Below are 21096 nucleotides of genomic sequence, written 5' to 3'. Positions count from 1 at the left end.
GGTGGATGGGGAGAAGGGGCGCTCGTGCGGGGGCGAGGGGGCAGGCGCGGCCGGGCGAGAGGGCCAGTCGTGCCCGTGCGAAAGCGCCACTCGCACCCGCGCGAGAGGGGCACCTCGCGCCCGCACGAGAGGGCCACTCGCGGCCGCGGCCGCACGAAAGGGCCACTCGCAGCCGCGCGAGAGGGCACCTTGCTCCTGCGCGAAAGGCCCACTCGCGGCCGTGGCCGCGCGAGAGGGCCACTCGCCCCCGCTCCCGCGCACGAGAGGACCACTCGCACTCACGCGAAAGGCCCACCCGCAGCCGCTCCACGCGAGAGGGCCACTCGCCCCCGCTCCCGCGCACGAGAGGACCACTCGCACTCACGCGAAAGGCCCACCCGCAGCCGCTCCACGCGAAAGGGCCAGTCGCACCCGCACGAAAGGGCCAGCCGCGCCCACACCAAAGGGCCAGCCGCGCCACACGAAAGGCCCACTCGCACCCGCGCGAAAGCGCCACTCACTGCCGCACGAGAGGGCACCTCGCGCCCGCTCGACAGGACCACTCGCGGCCGCGGCCGCGCGAGAGGACCAGTCGCGGCCGTACGAAAGGCCCACCCGCTGCCGCACGAGAGGGCCAGCCGCTCCCGCTCCCGCACGAGAGGACCACTCGCACCCACGTGAAGGGTCCACTCCCGGCTGCTCCGCACGAAAGGGCCAGTCGTGCCCTCTCGAAAGGGCCAGTCGCGCCCGTGCGAGTGGGCCAGTCGCGGCCGCTCCGCACGAGAGGGCCACTCGCGCCCACACGAAAAGGCCACGCACGCTCACGCGAGAGGCCCCCTCGCGCTCACGCGAGGGGGCCACTCGCACCCGCTCCCGCATGAGTGGGCCTGTCGCAGGCGCACGAAAAGGCCACCCGCACCCACTCCCGCTCCCGCGCGGGTGGGCCTGTCGCTGCCGCACGAGAGGGCCACCCGCACCCGCTCCCGCACGAGTGAGCCTGTCGCGGGCGCACGAAAAGGCCACCCGCACCCACTCCCGCACGAGTGAGCCTGTCGCGGGCGCACGAAAAGGCCACCCGCACCCACTCCCGCACGAGTGAGCCTGTCGCGGGCGCACGAAAAGGCCACCCGCACCCGCTCCCGCACGAGTGAGCCTGTCGCGGGCGCGCGAAAGGACCAGTCGCCCCCCGCGAGAAGGCCGGCATCCGAGCCCGCCAGCGGCAAGCCGTGCCCGCTGACCGCCAAACCGGAGCCTCAGCGGAAAGCCGGGTACAGCGGCAGCTCCAGCCCCGGCCCGAAGCGGGCGTCCAGCGCCTTCGCGACCTCGCGGGCGTGTTCGGCGACCTCGTCCCGGCCGCCGCGCTCGGCGTGGGTTCCCAGGTCCTTCCACCAGCTCACCAGCGCCGCGACGCGGCCCGGCGAGATCTCTGCGGCCGCGCCGCCCAGGTCGGCCCACGTGGTCACCCACAGGAGCAACATCTGGTGGTCCAGCAGGAGCGCCGACAGCACGTCGTTGTCCGCGAGGGCCGGCCAGACGCCGGACACCTCCGCCTTCCACGCCGCGATCATCGCCTCGCTCATGCCGCTCGGCAGCGCCCAGGCGTCGTCGCAGGTGGCGAAGGGGACGCGCAGGTTCGCGGCGTCCACCAGGGCGTTGCGGACCAGCCCGCGCTCGAAATCCAGGAAGTGCACGCCGCCGCTGGTCACCAGGTTGTTGTCCGGGCTCAGGTCCACCGGGCTGAACGCGCGGTACGGCGACGACGCCGAACCCTCGCACACGTACTCGGCGTACGCACGCACGTCGTCCGGCGTTCCGACCCCGACCGCCTCCTCGAGCAGTGTCGGCAGGCGCGCGCACGCCACCGCCGGGGTGGTGTCCTCGTCCGGCACGAACCCGCCCAGCCGCCGCAGCAGCGCCTCGAAATCGGCCTCCCGGCCGGCCGTCGTCGCGTGCAGCCGGCCCAGCGACCGCGCCCAGGACAGCAACGCCCGCTCGGCCAGCCGCGCGTCCTGCCCGCGCAGCCTGTCCCACAGGGTGGGCGCGCGGCCGAGGTCGTCGATCACGATCACGCGCAGCGGCCCGTCGTGGGCGAGCAGCTCCGGGCACATCCGGTCCTCGGCGGGCAGCGCGGTGAACAGCTGGTAGCTCACCGCCTCCTGGGCGAACGGGTCGGCGGCCCCGCGCGGCGGCGCGTCCGGGTAGTGCTTGATCACGAGCGTGCGGGGCAGCCCGAACGGGGACGCGGCGATGCGGGCGCGCACCACCGTCGCCGGCCCGCTGCCGGGCAGCGCCTCCGCCTCGATCAGCCCGATCGGGCTGCCGAAGCGCCGCGTGAGCACCGTCTCCGCCGCCTGCACGGCCGCGTCCACGGCCTGCGTCCCGCTCACCGGAACAGGCGCCACAGCCGGGTCCTGGCCGTCCTCGGTGCCCGGGGAAGTGTCCACCGTCATCGCCTTCGACCCTACTAGCGGGCGAACGTCGCTCACCACAACGATTTTTCCACTTCCGGCAACGGCCGCACGGCGACGCGGTCCCGGTTTCGGCGTCGCAGCAGCAAAACCACGGCCGCCGCCGCAACGATCCCGACCAGGTTCACCGCCAGCTGACCGAACGAGTAGGCCGCCTTGACCCACTCACCCACGACCGCCGCCACCACCGCGTACCCGGCGGCGGGAACGGTGGTGACGGAGATGAACACACCCACCAGCGCGGCCGACTTCGCCGACGTCATCGACAGCATCCCGGCCGCCCCGGCGAGCAGCGCGACGATCAGCGAGTACCAGCCGACGTCGTAGACGAAATCCACCTCGTGGGCTTCGCGGAAGCTGCTCACGTCGAGCAGCCCGACGGCCCAGGTCAGCACCGTGACCCCGGCGGTCACCAGCATCGCGAGCGGGAACCCGAGCCCCAGCACCAGCAGCGCGCGGCGGACGAGGTCCCCGCGGCGCAGCACCAGCCCGACCGCGATCGCCGCGAGCGGCCCGAACTCCGGCCCCACCACCATCGCGCCGACGATCGTGACCGGTGAATCGGTCACGATCCCGACCGAGGCCAGCAGGCACGCGATGGTCAGGAACGTCAGGAACGTGGCGTTGAGCCGCGACTCCTCGCCGGTGCGGTTCAGCAGCTCCTGCCAGACGACCGCGTCCGCACCCTCACCCGGCGCGCTTTCCTCCGCGCGGTCGGCCGAATCGGACAACGCGGTGTCGAGCGCTTCGAGCGTGATCGCGCCACTGTGGTCCAGACCCAGCTCGCACAGCGCCTCGACCACGTCGTCGGCCGCCTCGCGCGCCACGTCGGCCTCGATGAGGTCACCGGCCGGGGACACGGCGGCACCGGTGTGCACGATCAGGTGCGCCGTGCCCGGCTGGTCCCGCAGCACCGCCAGCGCGCGCTCGGTGTCCTCCGGCGGGCTGACGACCCGCAGGTGCAGCACCGCGGTCAGCCCTTGGGCGCCGGCGGCTTCGCGTCGACGCCGGCCTCGCGACGCTGCTGCGCGGTGATCGGCGCCGGGGCCCCGGTCAGCGGGTCGTAGCCGCCGCCGGTCTTCGGGAACGCGATGACGTCCCGCAGCGACTCGGCCTTGGCCAGCAGCATCACGATGCGGTCCCAGCCGAACGCGATGCCGCCGTGCGGCGGGGCGCCGAAGGAGAACGCGTCGAGCAGGAAGCCGAACTTCTCCTGCGCCTCGGCCTCGGACAGGCCCATCACCTCGAAGACGCGCTTCTGCACGTCCGCGCGGTGGATACGGATCGAGCCGCCGCCGATCTCGTTGCCGTTGCAGACCAGGTCGTAGGCGTAGGCCAGGGCGTTGCCCGGGTCGGACTCGAACTTGTCGATCCACTCCGGGGTCGGCGAGGTGAAGGCGTGGTGCACCGCGGTCCACTTGCCCGAGCCGACGGCGACGTCGTCGGTCTCGTCGGCGGGCTCGAACAGCGGGGCGTCCACCACCCACACGAAGGACCACTCGTCCTCGTCGATCAGGCCGAGCCGGTGCCCGATCTCCACGCGGGCCGCGCCGAGCAGGGCACGGGCTTCGCGCGGCTTGTTGGCGGCGAAGAAGACGCAGTCGCCGGGCTTGGCGCCGACGGCCTCGGCCAGGCCCTCGCGCTCGGATTCGGAGATGTTCTTGGCGACCGGGCCGGACAGCGTGCCGTCCTCGCCGATGAGCACGTAGGCCAGGCCCTTCGCACCGCGCTGCTTGGCCCACTCCTGCCACGCGTCGAGCTGGCGGCGCGGCTGGTCGCCGCCGCCGGGCATGACGACCGCACCGACGTAGGGCGCCTGGAAGACGCGGAACGGCGTGTCGGCGAAGTACTCGGTCAGGTCGGTCAGCTCGAGCCCGAAGCGCAGGTCCGGCTTGTCGGTGCCGTACTTGGCCATGGCGTCGGCGTAGGTCATGCGGGTGATCGGGCGCGGGATGTCGTGGCCGATCAGCTTCCACAGCGCCGACACGACCGCCTCGCCCACGGCGATCACGTCGTCCTGGTCGACGAAGCTCATCTCGATGTCGAGCTGGGTGAACTCCGGCTGCCGGTCGGCGCGGAAGTCCTCGTCCCGGTAGCAGCGGGCGATCTGGTAGTAGCGCTCCAGGCCGCCGACCATGAGCAGCTGCTTGAACAGCTGCGGCGACTGCGGCAGCGCGTACCAGGAGCCCGGGCGCAGGCGGGCCGGCACCAGGAAGTCGCGGGCGCCCTCCGGGGTGGAGCGGGTCATCGTGGGCGTCTCGACCTCGACGAAGCCCTGGCCGTGCAGCACCTCACGGGCGGCGCGGCTGACCTCGCTGCGCAGGCGGATGGCGCGGGCCGGGCCGCTGCGGCGCAGGTCGAGGTAGCGGTACTTGAGCCGCACCTCCTCGCCGACGTCGACGCGGTCGTCGATCGGGAACGGCAGCACCGCGGCCTCGGACAGCACCTCCAGCTCGGTGGCCAGCACCTCGATCGCGCCGGTGGGGATCTCCGGGTTCTCGTTGCCCGCGGGCCGCCGCGCGACCTCGCCGGTGACCTTGACGCAGAACTCGGAGCGCAGCTGGTGGGCGCGCTCGGCCATCTCGCCCTCGCGGAACACCACCTGGGCGACCCCGCTCGCGTCCCGCAGATCGATGAAGATCACCCCGCCGTGATCGCGCCGCCGGGCGACCCACCCGGTGAGCGTGACGATCTGGCCGGCGTGCTCGGCACGCAGGGTGCCGGCGTCGTGGGTGCGAAGCACTGCGGTTGTTCTCCTTGCGAGGCGTTCAGCTCGTGGCGTCAGCAGGGGTTTTCCTGCCCGTATGAGGCTAACGAACGCCCCGCTGGGCGAGTCCACCAGGTTTCTTACCGGGGCTGCGCGGCCCCGGGCGGCGCGGAGGGGCTGCCGCGGCTGTTCCCCCGCGGCGCTCCGGTTCGCGGGCGCCGGGTGAACCGCTCGCGGGCGTTCAGGTTCGCGGGGCGGCCGCGCGAAGGTCGCGCGGCGGGCGCTCCGGTTCCTGGGCGGCGGGTGAACCCTCGCGGGCGCTCACCTTCGCGGGGCGGCCGCGCGAAGGTCGCGGCGGGCGCTCCGGTTCCCGGGGCCGCGCGGCGGGGCCGGTTACAGCAGGCTCAGCTGCTCCCCTTGCGCCGGGCGCTCCGGGTCGCGCGGGGACGGCATCCGGTGCGGCTCCTCGCGGCGGTTGAGGCCGTGGCACCGCAGCAGGGGCGCGACCCGCGCGGACAGCGCCCTCCGATAGGCGGGCATCGCGTAGCTGCCGCGGCCGTAGATCTCCCGGTAGCGCTCCACCAGGTCCGGCCGGTGCGCGCCGAGCCAGCGGGCGAACCACTCCCGCGCGCCGGGCCGCAGGTGCAGCGCCAGCACGGTGGCCCGGGCGGCCCCGGCGGCGGCGATCTCGGCGAACAGCGGGTCCAGCGCCTCCTCGGTGTCGGTGAGACCGGGCAGCACCGGGGCGACCATGACGTGGCAGGGCAGGCCGGCGTCGGCGATGCGGCGGACCAGGTCCAGCCGGGCGCGCGGGCTCGGCGTGCCGGGTTCGAGGCTGCGCTGCAGGTCGCGGTCGAGCAGCGCGATCGACACCGCCATGCCCACATCCACCTCCCGCGACACCGAAGTGAGCAGCGGCAGGTCCCGCGTCAGCACGGTGCCCTTGGTGAGGATCGAGAACGGGGTGCCGGAGCCGGCGAGCGCGCCGATGATGCCGGGCATCAGCCGGTAGCGGCCCTCGGCCCGCTGGTAGGGGTCGGTGTTGGTGCCCATGGCGACGTGCTCGCGCCGCCAGCTCGGCCGCCGCAGCTGGGCGGCCAGCACCTCGGGCGCGTTCACCTTCACCACGACCTGGGTGTCGAAATCGCGGCCGGCGTCGAAGTCGAGGTAGGTGTGCGTGTTCCGGGCGAAGCAGTTGTGGCTGACCACCCCGGCGGCGACGAAGTCACCGGTGCCGGTGGTGATGTCGAACAGGGTCTCCGCCCGCCCGAGCGGCTCGATCGCGACGACGTCCAGGGCGGCGTCCGGCTCGGCCACCGCACCCGCGGCACCCATCAGCGTGTCGCCGGGCACCAGGTGCGGCCGGTCGTCGCCGGTGACGTGCCGCCAGCCCTTCGCCGTGAGGAACCGGTGGTCACCGCTGGCGACGAGGGTCGTCCCGCCGCGCAGGGTCAGCCGGTGGGCCGGCTTCACGGTGGTCCAGTGCGCCAGCACCGTGGTGCGCACCAGGCGACGGACGCCGCCGCGCACTTCGGTGCCCTGGATCTCGTCGCCCACGCGCAGCTCGGCGAGCGGTTTGGTGCGCCCGTCGGCCAGCAGGATCGGGGTGTCCCCGGCCAGGCAGTAGGTGCACGCGTGGCTGCAGCCCCGGTACGGGTTGACGGTCCAGGAGAACGGGACCATCGACTCGCCCGGCACCTTGTTCAGCACCGAGCGGGCGTGGACCTCGTGGAACGTGACGCCCTGGAACTCCGGCGACGTCACGGTCCGGACCAGGCCGTCCAGGCCCAGCAGGGCCGGTTGCGCGTCGCGGCCGGCGCGTTGGTTCTCCCACCTCACCCACTCAGTCGAACACGCGTTCGAAGAGCTGTCAACACCAGGAGACCAGGAGGTCGGCCAGCTCACGGGGACGACTGAGCGCGGCCAGGTGCCCGCCCGGGATCTCGTCCAGCTCCAGGCCCAGCCGCTCCCGCACCACCCGGCGCTGGAACTCCAGCGGGAAGAACCGGTCGTCGCGACCCTGGACGAACCGGGTCGGCACGTCCGGCCACTTCTCCAGTGGCCAGGGGGTGGTGAACGGTGTGCCGGACTGCCGCGGGCTCGCCCTGCCGGATCGCTTCGGCCCGCACGTCGGGCGGCAGGTCGTGCAGGAAGTCCCGCTCGACGTCCATCTCCTCCGGATGGGCCTGGTCGTAGCCGGTGCCGGCCCACCACTGGCCGCCCGTCTCGCCCGGCGCCGGGACCATCGCGTTGAGCAGCACCAGGAGCGAGACCGGCACGCGCTCGCAGACGAGCGGGGCGGTGAAGCCGCCCATCGACTGGGCCACCAGGACGACGTTGCGCCGGTCGCCGATCGCCCGCACGACCACGTCGGTGTATTCCGGCAGTCCGGCGGAGTCGTCCTCGGCGGGCAGGTCGACGGCGATCGCCTCGTGGCCGCGCCGGGTCAGTTCCGGCACGAGCCGGTGCCAGTACCACGCCTGGCCGCCGGCGCCGGGAACGAGCACGAAGGTGGTCATGTCACTGCCCTCGCCGTGCGAAGTCCGCGGCGGACCGGCCACCGGGGAACCGGTCCTGGAAGTCGAAGGTGCCGACCCACTCCGGCCGGACGGCGATGCGGGCCATCCGCACGCCGGGCCGGTCCGCTTCCGCGGCGGCGGCGTCGCCTAGGAGTGACTGGTGTCATAGCGCAAGGGGAAGCTACTCTTTTCTCGTGCGGAGTTATGACGACCCGTGCGGGGTGGCCCGTGCCCTGGACGTGGTGGGTGAGCGGTGGGCGCTGCTCGTGGTGCGCGAGCTGCTGCTGGGGCCGAAGCGGTTCCGGGACCTGAGCCGGTCGCTGCCGGGGATGAGCCAGAACGTGCTGTCGCAGCGGCTGCGGGACCTGGAGAGCGCGGGTGTGGTGCGGCGGCGACGGCTGGGGCCGCCGGCGAGCACCAGCGTGTACGAGCTGACCGAGCACGGCGCGGAGCTGGAGCCGGTGGTGCTGGCGCTGGCCCGGTGGGGCAGCCGGCGGCCGGTGCCGCCGTCCGGAGAGCTGAGCGTGGACGCGCTGGTCCTGGCACTGCGGACGACCTTTTCGGCGGACCGGGCAGGCGATCTGTCGACCCGGGTCGCGCTACGGCTGGGCGACGACGCGTTCCTGGCCAGGGTCGATTCCGGCGAGTTCTCGATCGAGCGCGGCTCCGGCGAGGCCGATGCGGTGCTGGAGACCGACGCGCGCACGTTGCGGTCGCTGGTGTTTCTCGGCACCCGCCTGGACGATGCCGCAGTGACCGGCGACCGGGCGGCGGTCGAGCGGTTCCTCGGCTGCTTCCCCCGCCCCAGCACCTGACGATCACCGACAGCGCGGGTCAGCGCGCGCGGACACGCAACCACCGGAGACCGACGCGCGCACGTTGCGGTCGCTGGTGTTTCTCGGCACCCGCCTGGACGAGGCCGCGGTGACCGGCGACCGGGCGGCGGTCGAGCGGTTCCTCGGCTGCTTCCCCCGCCCCAGCACCTGACGATCACCGGCGGCGCGGGTCAGCGCGCGCGGTCGAGTAGCTCGTGCACTCCACCGCAACCTTCGACGCCCGGAGGTGGACGTGGAACATCCCGGCCCGCGGCAGGTCCGGATACGCAAACGCCACACCGCCCCAATCGATCGGCGACCGGGCGGTGGCCGAGCGGTTCCTCGGCTGCTTCCCCCGCCCCAGCACCTGACGATCACCGACAGCGCGGGTCAGCGCGCGCGGTCGAGTAGCTCGTGCACTCCACCGCAACCTTCGACGCCCGGAGGTGGACGTGGAACATCCCGGCCTGCGGCGGGTCCGGATACGCAAACGCCACACCGCCCCAATCGATCGGCGACCGAGCGGCGGCCGAGCGGTTCCTCGGCTGCTTCCCCCGCCCCAGCACCTGACGATCACCGGCGGCGCGGGTCAGCGCGCGCGATCGAGCAACTCGTGCAGCAGGGAGACCACCTCCTCCGGCGGGAAGTCCATCGCGTTCTCGCCCACGCTCACCTCGAACGAGCAGCGCCGCGGGTCCGGCGACGAGCGCACCCGCAGGAACAGCTGCACGCCCTTCTCGTCGATCAGCTCCTCGGCCGCGCGCTCCACCGCGGCCTTCGGGGCGGGCAGGTGGACGTGGAACATCCCGGCCTGCGGCGGGTCCGGATACGCGTACGCCACGCCATCCCGCTTGATCGCCGTCACCAGGGCCCGGGCGTGGGCGTGGAACTCCGGCATCCGGGGCAGCAACGACTCCAGCCCCTCCAGGGCCGCGACCGCCAGCGGCCACGCGTCCGGGATCGCGCCGCCCAGGCGCCTGCGCCACACCGCGGCCTCCCCCACCAGCGCCTCGTCCCCGGCCAGCACGGCACCCCGCACCCCTTGGAGTCCTTTGTAGAGCGACACGTACACCGAGTCGAACAGGCCGGCGATCTTGGGGAACTCCGTGCCGTAGAACGGCTGCGCCTCCCACAGCCGCGCACCGTCCACATGCGCCGCCGCTCCGCGCGACCGCGCGTACCCGACCTGCGCGGCCAGCTCGTCCCACGCCGGCAGCACCCCGCCCAGATCCCGCTGCGGCAGCTCCCACACCACCGCGGCCAGCGGCTCCCCCACCGCCTCCAGATCCGCCAGCCGCATCAGCTCGTTGCGGTCCCCCACCGGCCGGAACCGCAGCCCGTGCACCGCCGCGTAACCCTGCTCCTCCCAGTTGTCCAGGTGCGTGTACGGGTGCGCGGCGAACGTCCGCCTGCCGGACCGCTCCGCGTGCACCCGCAACGCGACCTGCTGCGCCATCGTCCCGCTGGGGAAGAACAGCGCCGCCGGTTTGCCGAGCAGCGACGCGATCCGCTCCTCCAGGGACGCCACCGGCTCGGCGGGCGAGGCGTCTTCCCCCACGCGCGCCAGCCATCGTTCGAGCATCGCCCTGGGCCGCCGCCACACGGGGCCATGCGACGCGAGCGTGCGCTTGATCTTCGTCTCGTCCACGAGCGCGATCATCGCAGGCACCACCGACAGTTTCCCGCCTTCCACTCAGTGAAAGACCCACTGGTGCGTCCCGGGCAGCTCAGGAGGATGGCGGAAAACCTCGCGCATCAGGAGTGACAGTGAGCTTTCTCGACGACGAGAAGTGGACCGGACGCGTCTTCACCGGCAGCTGGGAGCGCGCGGCGGGCGGCGACGCGGCGGTCGTGGAGCCCGCGACCGGGGACGAGCTGGGACGCGTCGGCATCGCCTCGCCGCAGGATCTCGCGGCCTCCGCGGCGAAGGCGGCGCAGGCCCAGCGCGCGTGGGCGGCGACCTCCTTCCAGGAACGCGCCGCGGTCCTGCGCCGCGCCGGCGACCTGTGGCAGCAGCACGCCGCCGAGCTGAAGGACTGGCTGATCCGCGAGTCCGGCAGCATCCCCGGCAAGGCCGATTTCGAGCTGCACGTCGCCGCTCAGGAGTGCTACGAGGGGGCCGCGCTGCCGAGCCACCCGACCGGCGAGGTCCTGCCCAGCGAGGCGCCGCGGCTGAGCATGGCCCGCCGCGTCCCGGCCGGTGTCGTCGGCGTGATCGCCCCGTTCAACGCGCCGCTGATCCTGTCGATCCGCTCGGTCGCGCCGGCGCTGGCGCTGGGCAACAGCGTCGTGCTCAAGCCGGACCCGCGCACCGCGGTCTGCGGTGGCGTGGCGCTGGCCCGGGTCTTCGAGGAGGCCGGGCTGCCGGCCGGGGTGCTGCACGTGCTGCCCGGCCGGCCGGACGTGGGCGCCGCGCTGGTCCAGGACGAGCACGTCCGCGTCATCTCGTTCACCGGGTCGACCGCCGCGGGCCGCGCGGTCGGCGAGTCCGCCGGCCGCCACCTCAAGCGCGCGCACCTGGAGCTGGGCGGCAACTCGGCGCTGATCGTGCTCGACGACGCCGACCTGGAGCAGGCGATGAGCGCCGCCGCGTGGGGCTCGTTCTTCCACCAGGGCCAGATCTGCATGACCACCGGGCGGCACCTGGTGCACGCCTCGCTCTACGACGAGTACGTGGAGCGCCTCGCGGACAAGGCGAACCACCTGCCGGTGGGCAACCCGTTCACCGATCAGGTCGCGCTCGGCCCGATCATCGACGAGCGGCAGCGCGACAAGATCCACGGCCTGGTGACGTCCAGTGTGGACGCCGGGGCGAAGATCGCCGCGGGCGGCACGTACGAGAACCTCTTCTACCGCGCCACCGTGCTCGCCGGGGCGGGCCCGTCGGTGCCGGCCTACGACCAGGAGGTGTTCGGCCCGGTCGCGCCGGTCGCCAAGTTCGCCACCCTGGACGAGGCGGCGAAGCTCGCGTCGGAGAGCGAGTACGGGCTGTCGCTGGGCATCATCACCTCCGACGTGGCGAAGGGTCTGGCGCTGGCCGACCGGATCCCGACCGGCATCGCGCACATCAACGACCAGACGGTCAACGACGAGGCGCTGGCCCCGTTCGGCGGCGTGTTCGACTCCGGCACCGGCTCGCGCTTCGGCGGGCCGGCGGCGAACATCGAGGCGTTCACCGAGACCCGCTGGGTCACGATGCGCGGCGACGTCGCCGGCTACCCCTTCTGACCGGGCGGGCGGGGGCGCGCCGGGCGCCCCCGCTCAGCCGACGATCCCGTCCACGAAGCACCAGCGCCAGTTCTCGCCGGGCTCGTAGCTGCGGATCACCGGGTGCCGGGTGTCGTGGAAGTGCTGGGTGGCGTGCTTGCGCGGCGAGGAGTCGCAGCAGCCCACGTGCCCGCACTCCAGGCACAGCCGCAGGTGCACCCACGACGAGCCCTCGCGCAGGCAGTCGACGCAGCCCTGCGCGTCGGTCTCCGGCGCGCCGGCCTGCTCCAGGTGGTCGCAGGTGCCCGCGGTGGCCGCGGGGGTGTCCAGTTCACGTTCCATGCCCGGCTCCTCCTCGGGTCGCTCCAGCAGCGACTCCTCGATGTCCAGCCCCTCCATCACGCGCCGGAGCACCTCGTCGTCGGCGGTGCCCCGGTCCCGCGCGGTGAGCAGGACGTCCCGCTCGGCCGCCAGCATCTCGGCACGCAGCCGACGGTACGCGTCGCTGGGGGTCTCCTCCACCGCGCTGAGCCGGCCGAGGTTCTCCCACGCCGAGTCCGACCGGTAGGACTGCTTGTCCCGCAACCGGTCGATGACCTCCGGCGGGTCGGCCGGGCGGCGGATCTCCTCCAGCCGCGCCAGGCCCGCGGACGTCATGTCGTGCAGCAGCGCGGCCTCCTGCAACGCGTCCTCCGCCGGGTTGGGCGGTGGCAGGCTCAGGCGGCGCACCAGGCCGGGCAGGGTCATGCCGTGCAGCAGCAGCGTTCCGGCGACCACGACGAACGCGGCCAGCACCAGCACCGCCCGCTGCGGGGTGTCGTCGGGGAGCACGAACGCGGCCGCGAGGGTGACCACACCGCGCATGCCCGCCCACGAGATCACCGCGAAGTAGGACCACGGGGTCCGTTCACCCGGCCGCGCGCGGGCCACCAGCCCGTAGCCGAACACCCACACGATCCGGGCCAGGATCGTCGCCGCGAGCACCCCGGCGCAGATCAGCGCCAGCGACCAGGCCGGCAGCCGGGAGTCGCCGACCTCCTCGACGATGCGCCGCACCTGCAGCCCGATCAGCAGGAAGACCACGTTCTCCAGCAGGAACTGGACGGTGCGCCAGTTCAGCCTGCTGGCCAGCCGCGACGGCCCGGACAGCAGCTTGGGCGTCTGGTGCCCGACGATCAGCCCGGCCACCACGACCGCGACGACGCCGGAGCCGTGGATCGCCTCGGCGGGCAGGTAGGCCAGGAACGGGATCACCAGCGACCACGCGGTGTCCATCACCGGGTCGGTGAGGCGGCGGCGCAGCGTGCTCGCGCCCCACCCGATCAGCGCGCCGACCGCGCCTCCCCCGCCGGCGGCGAGCAGGAAATCGCCGCCGACCTCCCAGATGCTGACCGCCCCGGCGATCGCGGCGATGGCGGTGCGCAGGGACACCAGCGCGGCCGCGTCGTTGAGCAGGCTCTCGCCCTCCAGGATCCGCACGATCCGCCGCGGCATGCCGACCCGGCGCGCCACGGCGGTGGCGGCCACCGCGTCCGGCGGCGCGACGACCGCGCCGAGCGCGAACCCGGCGGCCAGCGGGATGCCGGGCACGATGAGCCACACGACCCAGCCGACCACCAGCGTGGTGAACACGACGAGCCCGACCGACAGCGCCGCGATCGGCACGCGGTTGGCCCGGAAGTCGTACAGCGGGGTGCGGATCGCGGTCGCGTAGAGCAGCGGGGGCAGCAGCCCGATCAGGACGACCTCGGGGTCGAGGTGGTAGTCCGGCACGCCCGGGACGAACGAGGCGAGGACGCCGATCGCCACCAGGCACAGCGGCGGGGACCAGTTGAGGCGCTGCGCGATACCGGTGACGAGGAGCACGACGGCCACCAGCGCGGCCAGTTCGACGGCGACGATCATCGGGATCGGGCCGGCAGCGTCTCACCGGCCAGCGGCGCGGCGATCTCGTAGAGGCGGGTGGTGGCGCGCCAGAAGTGGCTGCGGCCGACGACCCGGCGGCGGGCGTACCCGCGGCTTTCCAGGGTGTAGACGATCGAGGCGCAGGTGGCGAGCGGGATCTCGGTCGCCCGCGCCAGCGCGGTGAGGGTGAGGCCCTCACCGGCCTCGACGAGGGTCTCCAGCACGGTCAGCGTGCGGTCGACCGAGGGGGATGCCGGTCTGTCCGACGCCATGCGCGGTGCCTCTCGGGGTGATCTTCTCGGATCTCGATGATAGTCACCCCCGTCCGGACGCGTGAAGATGCGCCCAGGCGCGGCGTTCCGCGGCGAGGAACTCGGCGAACGTCCACGGGCGCCGTCCCGTGACGTGCTCGACGGTGTGGCTGGTGACCGCCACCTCGCCCGTCGCGATCGCCGCGTAGGAGCCGACCCAGCCGTCGATCTCCCAGTCCTGCGCGCCCGCCCGCGACGCGCGCGCCTCCTCCAAGGTCTCGGCGTGGTAGGTGATCTCCCGCCCGGTGGCCTTGCTCAGCAACGCCGCGGTCTCGTGCAGGTCGATCGCCTCCGGGCCGGTCACGTCGTAGACCTGGCCGGCGTGCCCGTCGTCGAGCAGGCATTCCACCGCCAGCCGCGCCACGTCCTGCCGCGCCACCCACGCCAGCCGCCCGTCACCGGCCGGGCCGCGCAGCACCCCGTCGGCGCCGACGAAGTGCGGCGCGACGTCCGCGTAGAGCGTGTTGCGCAGGGCCGTCAGCCGCAGCCCGGACTCCCGGATCAGCCGCTCGGTCTCGGCGTGCTCGCGGGCGAAGGTGAACGTCGCCAGCGGGGCCGCGCCGAGGAACGAGGTGTAGACCACCCGGTCGACCCCGGCCTCGGCGGCGGCGCGGACCGCGTTGCGGTGCAGGTCCATCCGCTCGGGACCTTCGTGGCCGGACACCAGGAACAGCGTCGACACGCCGGCCAGCGCGTCGCGGAACCCGGTGGCGTCCGCGTAGTCCGCCGCGACGACCTCCGCGACCGCGATCCGGGGCGCCCGCGCGGGGTTCCGCACGCACAGCCGCTGCGCGACACCCCGTTCGGCGAGCAGCGCGGCGACCCGCGAACCCAGCTGCCCGGTGGCCCCGGTGACGGCGATCCTGCCCATGGTCCTCCCTCTACGTGCCGGTACCCGGCAGGATACGTTCGGCGACCGGCCGCGCCAGTGCGCGGTTCACCGCCGCCGGCACCTGGGCCGGGTCGGTGAGGACGGCCGCCACGTGGGCGTCCGGCCGGATCACCCAGATCTCGCCGGGCCGTGCGGCCAGCGCTTCGGCGAGCACCCCGGTCACGTCGATCTCGGACAGGCGCAGCAGCCGCACCGGGGCCGCGGTGTCCACGGACGGTTCCAGGTCCACCCCGTCGGTGGTCAGCAGCAGGACGCCGTCGCGGGCCAGCTCGCGGAACCGGCCGCAGGCGGACCCGGTCACCGACACCGGCACGTCCGGCACCAGGATCCCCGGCCCGGCCGGCGGCACCTCCCCGCGCGGCGGGCGGCCGGCGAACGGCCGCGACTCCGCCGGGGTGGTCAGCGGCGACTCCACGTACCAGAACGGCTCGGCCAGGCGCCCGGAGTCCACCTGTGCCCGCATCGCCGGGTCGGTGGCCGCGGCCTCCAGGACCTCGCGCCGCCGCCGGTGCTGCTCGGCGGTCTGCGGCACCAGGAAGTCCATCGTGGCCGTGGTGACCGCGATGTTCTCCAGCGCCGCCGCGTGCCGTTCGTCGTGATAGGACTCCAGCAGCTCCTCGCCCGCCCAGCCGTGCAGCACGAAGGCGAGCTTCCACGCGGCGTTCTCGGCGTCGCCGACCCCGGAGTTGAGGCCGCGCGCGCCGAACGGCGACACCAGGTGCGCGCAGTCCCCGGCGAGCAGGACGCGGCCCACGCGCATCCGGTCCGCCACTCGCGAATGGAAGCGGTACACCGACTTCCACACGATCTCGTAGGGCTGATCGCCGATGATCGCGCGGATCCGCTCGTCGAGCGCGCCACTGGCTTCCTCGGCGGCCAGGTCGTAGTCGCCGGGGACCTGCCAGTCGATGCGGAACGTCGAGCCGGGGCACGGGTGGATCAGCACCTGGCGGCCCGGGTTCCACTCCGGGTCGAAGTAGAACCGCCGCTCCTGCGCCCAGCCGGGCAGGTCGGCCCGGATGTCGCAGATGAGGAACCGGTCGTCGAAGGAGTGCCCGCCGAAGCCGACGCCGAGCATCCGGCGGATGTCCTCGCCCCGGGCCCCGGCACACGCCACGGCGTAGTCGGCGCGCAGGTCCGCGTGCCCCTCGACGGCGAGCGTGACCCCGTCGCCGTCCTGGGCGATGCCGGTGACCCGGTGGCCCCAGCGCACGTCGATCAGGGGCTCGGCGGCGATCCGCTCGTCCAGGATCTCCTCGGTGCGGGCCTGGGAGACGTTGACGAACGGCGGGAACGCCGAGCGGCCCGGATCGGCCATCGAGTAGGCGAACAGCTCACGGTCCCGGTGGAAGGTGCGGGCGGTGGTCCAGGTGACGCCCTCGGCGGCGATCCGCCGCCCGGCGCCCACGGCCTCCCACACGTCGAGCACGTCGCGCTGCTGGCAGATCGCCTTGGAGCCGACCAGGTCGCGCTCGGCGCGCCCGTCCAGCAGCAGCACCGGCACGCCCCACCGGGCCAGCAGCAGCGCGGTCGTCTGGCCGACCGGGCCGTTGCCGATCACCGCGACCCTGCGGTCTGTCGTCGTGGTCATCGTTCAGCCCTGCAGCTGGTCCCAGACCTCGCGGTCCCGCTGCGCGGTCCAGATGACCGGGCGTTCGATGCCGGACAGCTCGTCCCACAGGCGGGAGACGTCGAAGGGCAGGCAGTGCTCGAAGATCGGCCAGTGCCCGTACCGCGGGGCCAGCGCGGCGTGGGTGCGCTCGAAGGCCTCCTTGAGGGTGCCGCCGGCCCGCTGCACCGCGCCGACCTCGCGGATCATCACGTCCAGGAAGCCGCGGGTCTGCTCGATCGCCGCGTCGACGGCGTCCCGGCCGCGGCTGACCGCGCCGCGGCCGCCGATCAGCGCCTCCGCGCCGAACGCCTTGACCCGGTCCAGCGTCGCCGAGGCCCAGTCGCGGTGGAACGCGTCGCCGGTGTAGAGCGCGGCCTCGGCCTCGACGAGGTCGCCGGCGAACAGGATCTTCTGGCGGGGCAGCCAGGCCACGATGTCGCCCTCGGTGTGCCCGCGGCCGCAGTACTGCAGCACCAGGTCGCCGCGGTCGCCGCCGAGGTCGATGGTGAGCCGGTCGGAGAAGGTCAGGGTGGGCCAGGTCAGGCCGGGCACCGAGTCGGCGCCCTTGGCCAGCCGCGGCATGCGGCCGAACTCGCTCTCCCAGTCCTCCTTGCCGCGCTCGGCGACCAGGGCGCGGGTGTTCTCGTGCGCCACGATGACCTCGGCGTCGAACGCGGACGCGCCGAGCACGCGCACGGCGTGGTAGTGGGACAGCACGAGGTACCGGACCGGCTTGTCGGTGTGCTCCCGCAGCTTCGCCAGCCACTCCCCGGCCGCGACCGGCGTGGCCAGTGCCTCGAAGCAGACGAGGAAGTCCTCGCCCTCGATGGCGCCGACGTTCGGGTCGCCTTCCGCGGTGAGCGCGTAGACGCCGTCGTCGAGCACCTCCAGGGTCTGCTCCTTCTCCGTCAGGTCGCCGGACGAGGCGAACGACTTCTGAGCCACCCTGCACCTCCTTTGATCAAACCTTTGACTATTCGACGGCAGTCAGGGTAACCCGGGTCACCCCGCAAGGGAAGACTACTTCCGAAACGCGACGTTGTTCGGATGAGCGGCGCGCGGGGGCCTAGCCTGGGGCGCATGACCGCAGAACCGGCTGCCCCCGACGAGCTGGACTACCTGACGTTCGTGGACTACGCGATCGCGAAGACGACCGCCGAACTGCCCGCGGTCGACGCCACCGCGATGCGCCTCGGACTGACGCTGCACCGCCTGACCAGCGCACTCGTCTACGACTGGGAGTCCACGGTGCACCGGCCGCGCGGGTGGAGCTGGGGCGGCTTCCGGGTGCTGTTCGTCCTGTGGCTGGCCGGCCCGATGGAGGCCAAGCGGGTGGCGCAGCTGTCCGGGATGAGCCGGGCGGCGGTGTCGGCCCTGGTCAACACGCTGGAGCGGGACGGGCTGGTGTCGCGCAAGCAGGCCGAGCACGACCGGCGCGCGGTGCTGCTCAACCTCACCGACGCCGGCCACGAGGCGATCACCAGCGCGTACGAGGCCCACAACGCCCGCGAGCAGGCGTGGGCCAACGCGCTGACCAAGCCCGAGCAGACCATCCTGATCGGGTTGCTGGAGAAGCTCACGACCAGTTCCGCGGCACTCGACGCGAAGCGCCGCTTCTAGGAACCGGCCCCTTGATCGACGTGGCGCAGGTCACTACCCTGCCACGCCGCAATCGTCAAAACTTTGACTGCTTCAGGCAGCCGGGAGGACCGCTTCGATCGCCTCGACGACCTCCGGGGCCTCCGGGTCGGTCCGCGGCCGGAACCGGGCCACCACCTTGCCGTCCGGGTCGACGAGGAACTTCTCGAAGTTCCACTGCACGTCCCCGCTCTCGCCGTCGGCGTCCGGCGTCTCCACCAGCTCGGCGTACACCGGGTGCCGTCCGGGGCCGTTGACCTCGATCTTTTCGAACATCGGGAACGTGACGCCGTAGGTCGCCGAGCAGAAGGTGGCGATCTCCTCGGCGCTGCCCGGCTCCTGGCCGGCGAACTGGTTGCACGGGAAGCCCACGACGGAGAAACCCCGGTCGCCGTAGCGTTCCTGCAGCCGCTCCAGCGCCGCGTACTGCGGCGTCAGGCCGCACTGGGAGGCGACGTTCACGACGAGCAGGGCTTTGCGCCCCAGTTCGCCGAGGGTCGCGGGTTCGCCGGCGAGCGTGCGCAGCTCGATGTCTGCCAGGGCCATGGAGATCCTCCGCGATGATCGGTAGCTACCACCCCTGGCAACGCCGGCCCGGCCGCGCCGTTCCCCGTCCGGCGCCGACCGTGACCAGCGTTACACCCGATCAGCCCAGCCGTTGCGCCGGAACCGGCGTGATTCCCTCCGCCGGCTTCAGCCCGAGCGCGTCCAGCAGCAACGCGCAGTCCTCGGCGTCGGCCGCCGCGGACGCGGCCGCGCGCACCGCGCGCCGGCGCTGCGCCGCGATCATCTCGGTGTCCTCGGCCGACGTGACCGGGACGTTGAAGTCGGCGACCTCCCGCAAGTGGTCTCGCATGTCCATCCCCTGTCTGCACGTGATCCGTGTAGGGCGGCGGCACCCGGGGTAGCCGGGGGACCGGAGAAAGGAGCGGTTGATGAACTACTCCCCGGACCCGGTGCGTGCCGAGGGCCCGGCCGCCGTAACCGAAGGTACCCCGGACGGGCCGACCGTGCTGGTGCTCGATCCGACCGGCCTGGCCAAGCACGAGGGCCTGCCGGCGACCTGGCGGGACAAGACCGACCGGTGGCGGATCGTGTGGTGCCGGCTGCCCTCCGACGGCGGGCTGACCCAGGCCGACGACCTGCTGTCCGACCCGCCCGGTGAAGCGGTGCACGTGGTGGCGAGCGCGCCGTTCGCCGACGGGGCCCTGCGCCTGGCGGAGAAGCACGCCCGCGCGCTGCGCTCGGTGCTGCTGGTCGACCCGGCCGCGGACCAGTTCGTGCCGCCGGGCGACGGCGAGATCGCCGACCGGCACTGGGTGGACGACCACCGGGAGCGGATCGACGCGCTCGCGCAGTCCGGCGTGCACGTGCGGGTGGTGGCGCACAGCACCGGCGGCGCCGACGACCGGATCCCCGCGCCGCTGCCGCTGGGCCACCCCGACGTGGTCGCGGGTGTCGAGCAGGCGATCGCCGAACTCGAAAAGACCCACTGACACGAGGAGGGATGGGCGTGACCGAGCCCGACGAGGAGTCCGTCCGCGAGGCGCTGGAGCGGGAGTCGCCGCTGCCGCCCGACCCCGAGGCCCCCGTGGCCGACGCGCTGGCCCAGCGGCAGAACGTGAACGCCCCGCGGCAGACCGGCCCGGAGCCGGGCCTGCCGCCCGAGGCGGACGCCGGCGACGTGGCCGAGCAGCAGCAGGAAGTGGAGTTCGAGACCGACGAGGAGGCGCTGCGTGGCTGACCCCGCCCGGATCGTGATCCTCGGCGGTGGTTACGTCGGCGCCACGACCGCCCGGCAGCTGCGCAAGCGGCTCACCGCCGAGGAGGCCCAGCTGACCGTGGTCGACCCGCGGTCGTACATGACCTACCAGCCGTTCCTGGCCGAGGCCGCGGCCGGTTCCGTCGAGCCGCGGCACGTGGTCGTGCCGCTGCGCGAGGTGCTGCCGGGCTGCACGGTGATGGCCGCGGAGGCGACCGGCGTCGACACGACGTCGAAGTCGGTCACGCTGCGCGTCGCCGACGGGCACGTCGAGCGGCTCGGCTACGACATCCTCGTGGTCGCGCCCGGCTCGGTGTCCAAGACGCTGCCGATTCCCGGGCTGGCCGAGCACGGCATCGGGTTCAAGACCCTGGAGGAGGCCGTCTACCTGCGCAACCACGTGCTGTCCCGGCTCGACATCGCGTCCAGCACGAGGGACCGGGAGCTGCGGCGCAAGCTGCTGACGTTCGTGTTCGTCGGCGGCGGCTACGCGGGCATCGAGGCGATGGCCGAACTGGAGGACATGACCCGGCACGCGCTGCCCGCCTACGGCCTGGACCGGTCGGAGCTGCGGTGGGTGCTGGTGGAGGCGGCCGACCGGATCATGCCGGAGGTCAGCTCGTCGCTGGCGAGCTACACGCTGGAGGTGCTGACCAAGCGCGGCTTCGAGGCGCACCTGGGCACGACGCTCAAGTCGTGCGAGGACTGCCACGTCGTACTGGGCGACGACACCGAGTTCGACGCCGGCACGATCGTGTGGACCGCGGGCGTCAAGCCGAGCCCGATGCTCGCCGACACCGACCTGCCGCTGAACCCGCGCGGCCGGGTCTGCTGCGCCACGACGCTGGAGGTGGACGGCACGCCGGGCGTGTTCTCGGCCGGGGACGCCGCCGCGGTGCCGGACGTGACCAGCAAGGAGCCGGGCGCGGTGTGCGCGCCGTCGGCGCAGCACGCCTCGCGGCAGGCGGTGGTGCTGGCGAAGAACATCGTCGCCACGCTGCGCGGCGGGCCGCTGGAGGGCTACCGGCACTCCTACGCCGGGTCGGTCGCGAGCCTGGGCCTGTACCAGGGCGTCGCGCAGATCTACGGCGTGAAGCTGCGTGGCTGGCCGGCGTGGGCGCTGCACCGCGCCTACCACCTGATGACGATGCCGACCGCGCACCGCAAGACGCGGATCGCCGCGGACTGGCTGATCTCACTGCCGTTCGGGCGACAGGTGGTGGCGACCGGCGAGCAGCACCACCCGCGGGAGCAGTTCGTGCGGGCCAGCCGGAGGTAGTG

At 73.4% G+C, this 21096-nt stretch carries 18 protein-coding genes and 1 pseudogene; 6 read left to right on the top strand and 13 right to left on the bottom strand.

All coding sequences use genetic code 11. From position 1 onward, the window contains the following. Nucleotides 1–1232: 1232 nt before the first annotated feature. The 5 genes and pseudogenes from D0D28_RS15930 to D0D28_RS15910 all read right to left on the bottom strand — a co-directional run bounded on the left by D0D28_RS15930 (nucleotide 1233) and on the right by D0D28_RS15910 (nucleotide 7673). Nucleotides 1233–2429: a phosphotransferase gene (locus D0D28_RS15930; RefSeq protein WP_116111074.1), complete on the bottom strand. Its 1197-nt coding sequence runs from the start codon at nucleotides 2427–2429 to the stop codon at nucleotides 1233–1235. A 32-nt stretch (nucleotides 2430–2461) separates the two neighbouring features. After that, the gene (locus tag D0D28_RS15925) at nucleotides 2462–3415 is read right to left on the bottom strand and encodes a DUF389 domain-containing protein (RefSeq protein WP_116111073.1); all 954 of its coding nucleotides are present in this window, start codon (nucleotides 3413–3415) and stop codon (nucleotides 2462–2464) included. A 5-nt stretch (nucleotides 3416–3420) separates the two neighbouring features. Next, on the bottom strand, nucleotides 3421–5190 hold the full coding sequence (gene aspS / locus D0D28_RS15920) for an aspartate--tRNA ligase (RefSeq protein ID WP_094008016.1): 1770 nt from the start codon (nucleotides 5188–5190) through the stop codon (nucleotides 3421–3423). A gap of 357 nt (nucleotides 5191–5547) precedes the next feature. Beyond that, the gene (locus D0D28_RS15915) at nucleotides 5548–6993 is read right to left on the bottom strand and encodes an Rv2578c family radical SAM protein (protein WP_116111072.1); all 1446 of its coding nucleotides are present in this window, start codon (nucleotides 6991–6993) and stop codon (nucleotides 5548–5550) included. A gap of 31 nt (nucleotides 6994–7024) precedes the next feature. Beyond that, a pseudogene (locus tag D0D28_RS15910) lies at nucleotides 7025–7673 on the bottom strand (alpha/beta fold hydrolase). A gap of 221 nt (nucleotides 7674–7894) precedes the next feature. Between D0D28_RS15910 and D0D28_RS15900 the strand changes: the two are divergent. Continuing rightward, nucleotides 7895–8488 carry a winged helix-turn-helix transcriptional regulator gene (locus D0D28_RS15900; RefSeq protein WP_116111071.1) on the top strand — a complete coding sequence of 198 codons (594 nt, stop codon included), beginning with the start codon at nucleotides 7895–7897 and terminating at the stop codon, nucleotides 8486–8488. A gap of 589 nt (nucleotides 8489–9077) precedes the next feature. On the opposite strand, the gene D0D28_RS15880 is transcribed toward D0D28_RS15900, so the two are convergent. After that, nucleotides 9078–10148: a threonine aldolase family protein gene (locus D0D28_RS15880; RefSeq protein ID WP_094008007.1), complete on the bottom strand. Its 1071-nt coding sequence runs from the start codon at nucleotides 10146–10148 to the stop codon at nucleotides 9078–9080. Between the two features lie 107 nt (nucleotides 10149–10255). Between D0D28_RS15880 and D0D28_RS15875 the strand changes: the two genes are divergently transcribed. Next, complete coding sequence (locus D0D28_RS15875) at nucleotides 10256–11716, top strand: benzaldehyde dehydrogenase (protein WP_116111068.1); 1461 nt, start codon at nucleotides 10256–10258, stop codon at nucleotides 11714–11716. Nucleotides 11717–11749: 33 nt separating this feature from the next. Here D0D28_RS15875 and D0D28_RS15870 read toward each other — a convergent pair whose 3' ends face one another. From D0D28_RS15870 to D0D28_RS15850, 5 genes are read right to left on the bottom strand one after another with little or no spacing between them, the layout of a single operon-like run. After that, complete coding sequence (locus tag D0D28_RS15870) at nucleotides 11750–13600, bottom strand: Na+/H+ antiporter (protein WP_094008005.1); 1851 nt, start codon at nucleotides 13598–13600, stop codon at nucleotides 11750–11752. Next, entirely contained in the window at nucleotides 13597–13872 is a 276-nt protein-coding gene (locus D0D28_RS15865) for a helix-turn-helix domain-containing protein (RefSeq protein ID WP_094008004.1), read from the bottom strand. The genes D0D28_RS15870 and D0D28_RS15865 overlap by 4 nt, the downstream gene beginning before the upstream one ends. A gap of 43 nt (nucleotides 13873–13915) precedes the next feature. Further along, nucleotides 13916–14782 (bottom strand): SDR family oxidoreductase, encoded by an 867-nt coding sequence (locus tag D0D28_RS15860; RefSeq protein WP_116111067.1) that lies wholly within the window; start codon nucleotides 14780–14782, stop codon nucleotides 13916–13918. 10 nt (nucleotides 14783–14792) lie between these two features. Next, nucleotides 14793–16394, bottom strand: a complete 1602-nt coding sequence (locus tag D0D28_RS15855) for an FAD-dependent monooxygenase (RefSeq protein ID WP_116111066.1) — start codon at nucleotides 16392–16394, stop codon at nucleotides 14793–14795. 3 nt (nucleotides 16395–16397) lie between these two features. Continuing rightward, nucleotides 16398–17360 (bottom strand): MBL fold metallo-hydrolase, encoded by a 963-nt coding sequence (locus D0D28_RS15850; RefSeq protein WP_094008001.1) that lies wholly within the window; start codon nucleotides 17358–17360, stop codon nucleotides 16398–16400. A gap of 135 nt (nucleotides 17361–17495) precedes the next feature. Between D0D28_RS15850 and D0D28_RS15845 the strand changes: the two genes are divergently transcribed. Further along, the gene (locus D0D28_RS15845) at nucleotides 17496–18035 is read left to right on the top strand and encodes a MarR family winged helix-turn-helix transcriptional regulator (RefSeq protein WP_094008000.1); all 540 of its coding nucleotides are present in this window, start codon (nucleotides 17496–17498) and stop codon (nucleotides 18033–18035) included. 72 nt (nucleotides 18036–18107) lie between these two features. Here the strand turns inward: D0D28_RS15845 and D0D28_RS15840 are convergent, their stop codons facing one another. Together D0D28_RS15840 and D0D28_RS15835 are read right to left on the bottom strand one after the other, a co-directional pair. Further along, nucleotides 18108–18599, bottom strand: a complete 492-nt coding sequence (locus D0D28_RS15840; RefSeq protein WP_116111065.1) for a glutathione peroxidase — start codon at nucleotides 18597–18599, stop codon at nucleotides 18108–18110. A 100-nt stretch (nucleotides 18600–18699) separates the two neighbouring features. Continuing rightward, nucleotides 18700–18909 (bottom strand): hypothetical protein, encoded by a 210-nt coding sequence (locus D0D28_RS15835; RefSeq protein ID WP_430732392.1) that lies wholly within the window; start codon nucleotides 18907–18909, stop codon nucleotides 18700–18702. A gap of 79 nt (nucleotides 18910–18988) precedes the next feature. Here D0D28_RS15835 and D0D28_RS15830 point away from each other — a divergent pair, with 79 nt between their 5' ends. From D0D28_RS15830 to D0D28_RS15820, 3 genes are read left to right on the top strand one after another with little or no spacing between them, the layout of a single operon-like run. After that, on the top strand, nucleotides 18989–19549 hold the full coding sequence (locus D0D28_RS15830) for a hypothetical protein (RefSeq protein WP_094007997.1): 561 nt from the start codon (nucleotides 18989–18991) through the stop codon (nucleotides 19547–19549). Nucleotides 19550–19566: 17 nt separating this feature from the next. Beyond that, nucleotides 19567–19797 carry a hypothetical protein gene (locus D0D28_RS15825; protein WP_094008013.1) on the top strand — a complete coding sequence of 77 codons (231 nt, stop codon included), beginning with the start codon at nucleotides 19567–19569 and terminating at the stop codon, nucleotides 19795–19797. Next, nucleotides 19790–21094, top strand: a complete 1305-nt coding sequence (locus D0D28_RS15820; RefSeq protein ID WP_094007996.1) for an NAD(P)/FAD-dependent oxidoreductase — start codon at nucleotides 19790–19792, stop codon at nucleotides 21092–21094. The genes D0D28_RS15825 and D0D28_RS15820 overlap by 8 nt, the downstream gene beginning before the upstream one ends. Nucleotides 21095–21096 lie beyond the last annotated feature (2 nt).

It is taken from the genome of Amycolatopsis ruanii, assembly GCF_003385175.1.
In the GTDB taxonomy this organism is placed as follows: domain Bacteria; phylum Actinomycetota; class Actinomycetes; order Mycobacteriales; family Pseudonocardiaceae; genus Amycolatopsis_E; species Amycolatopsis_E thermalba.
The sequence above is the reverse complement of the archived record's forward strand: the minus strand, read 5'-3'. Positions and strand labels throughout refer to the sequence as shown.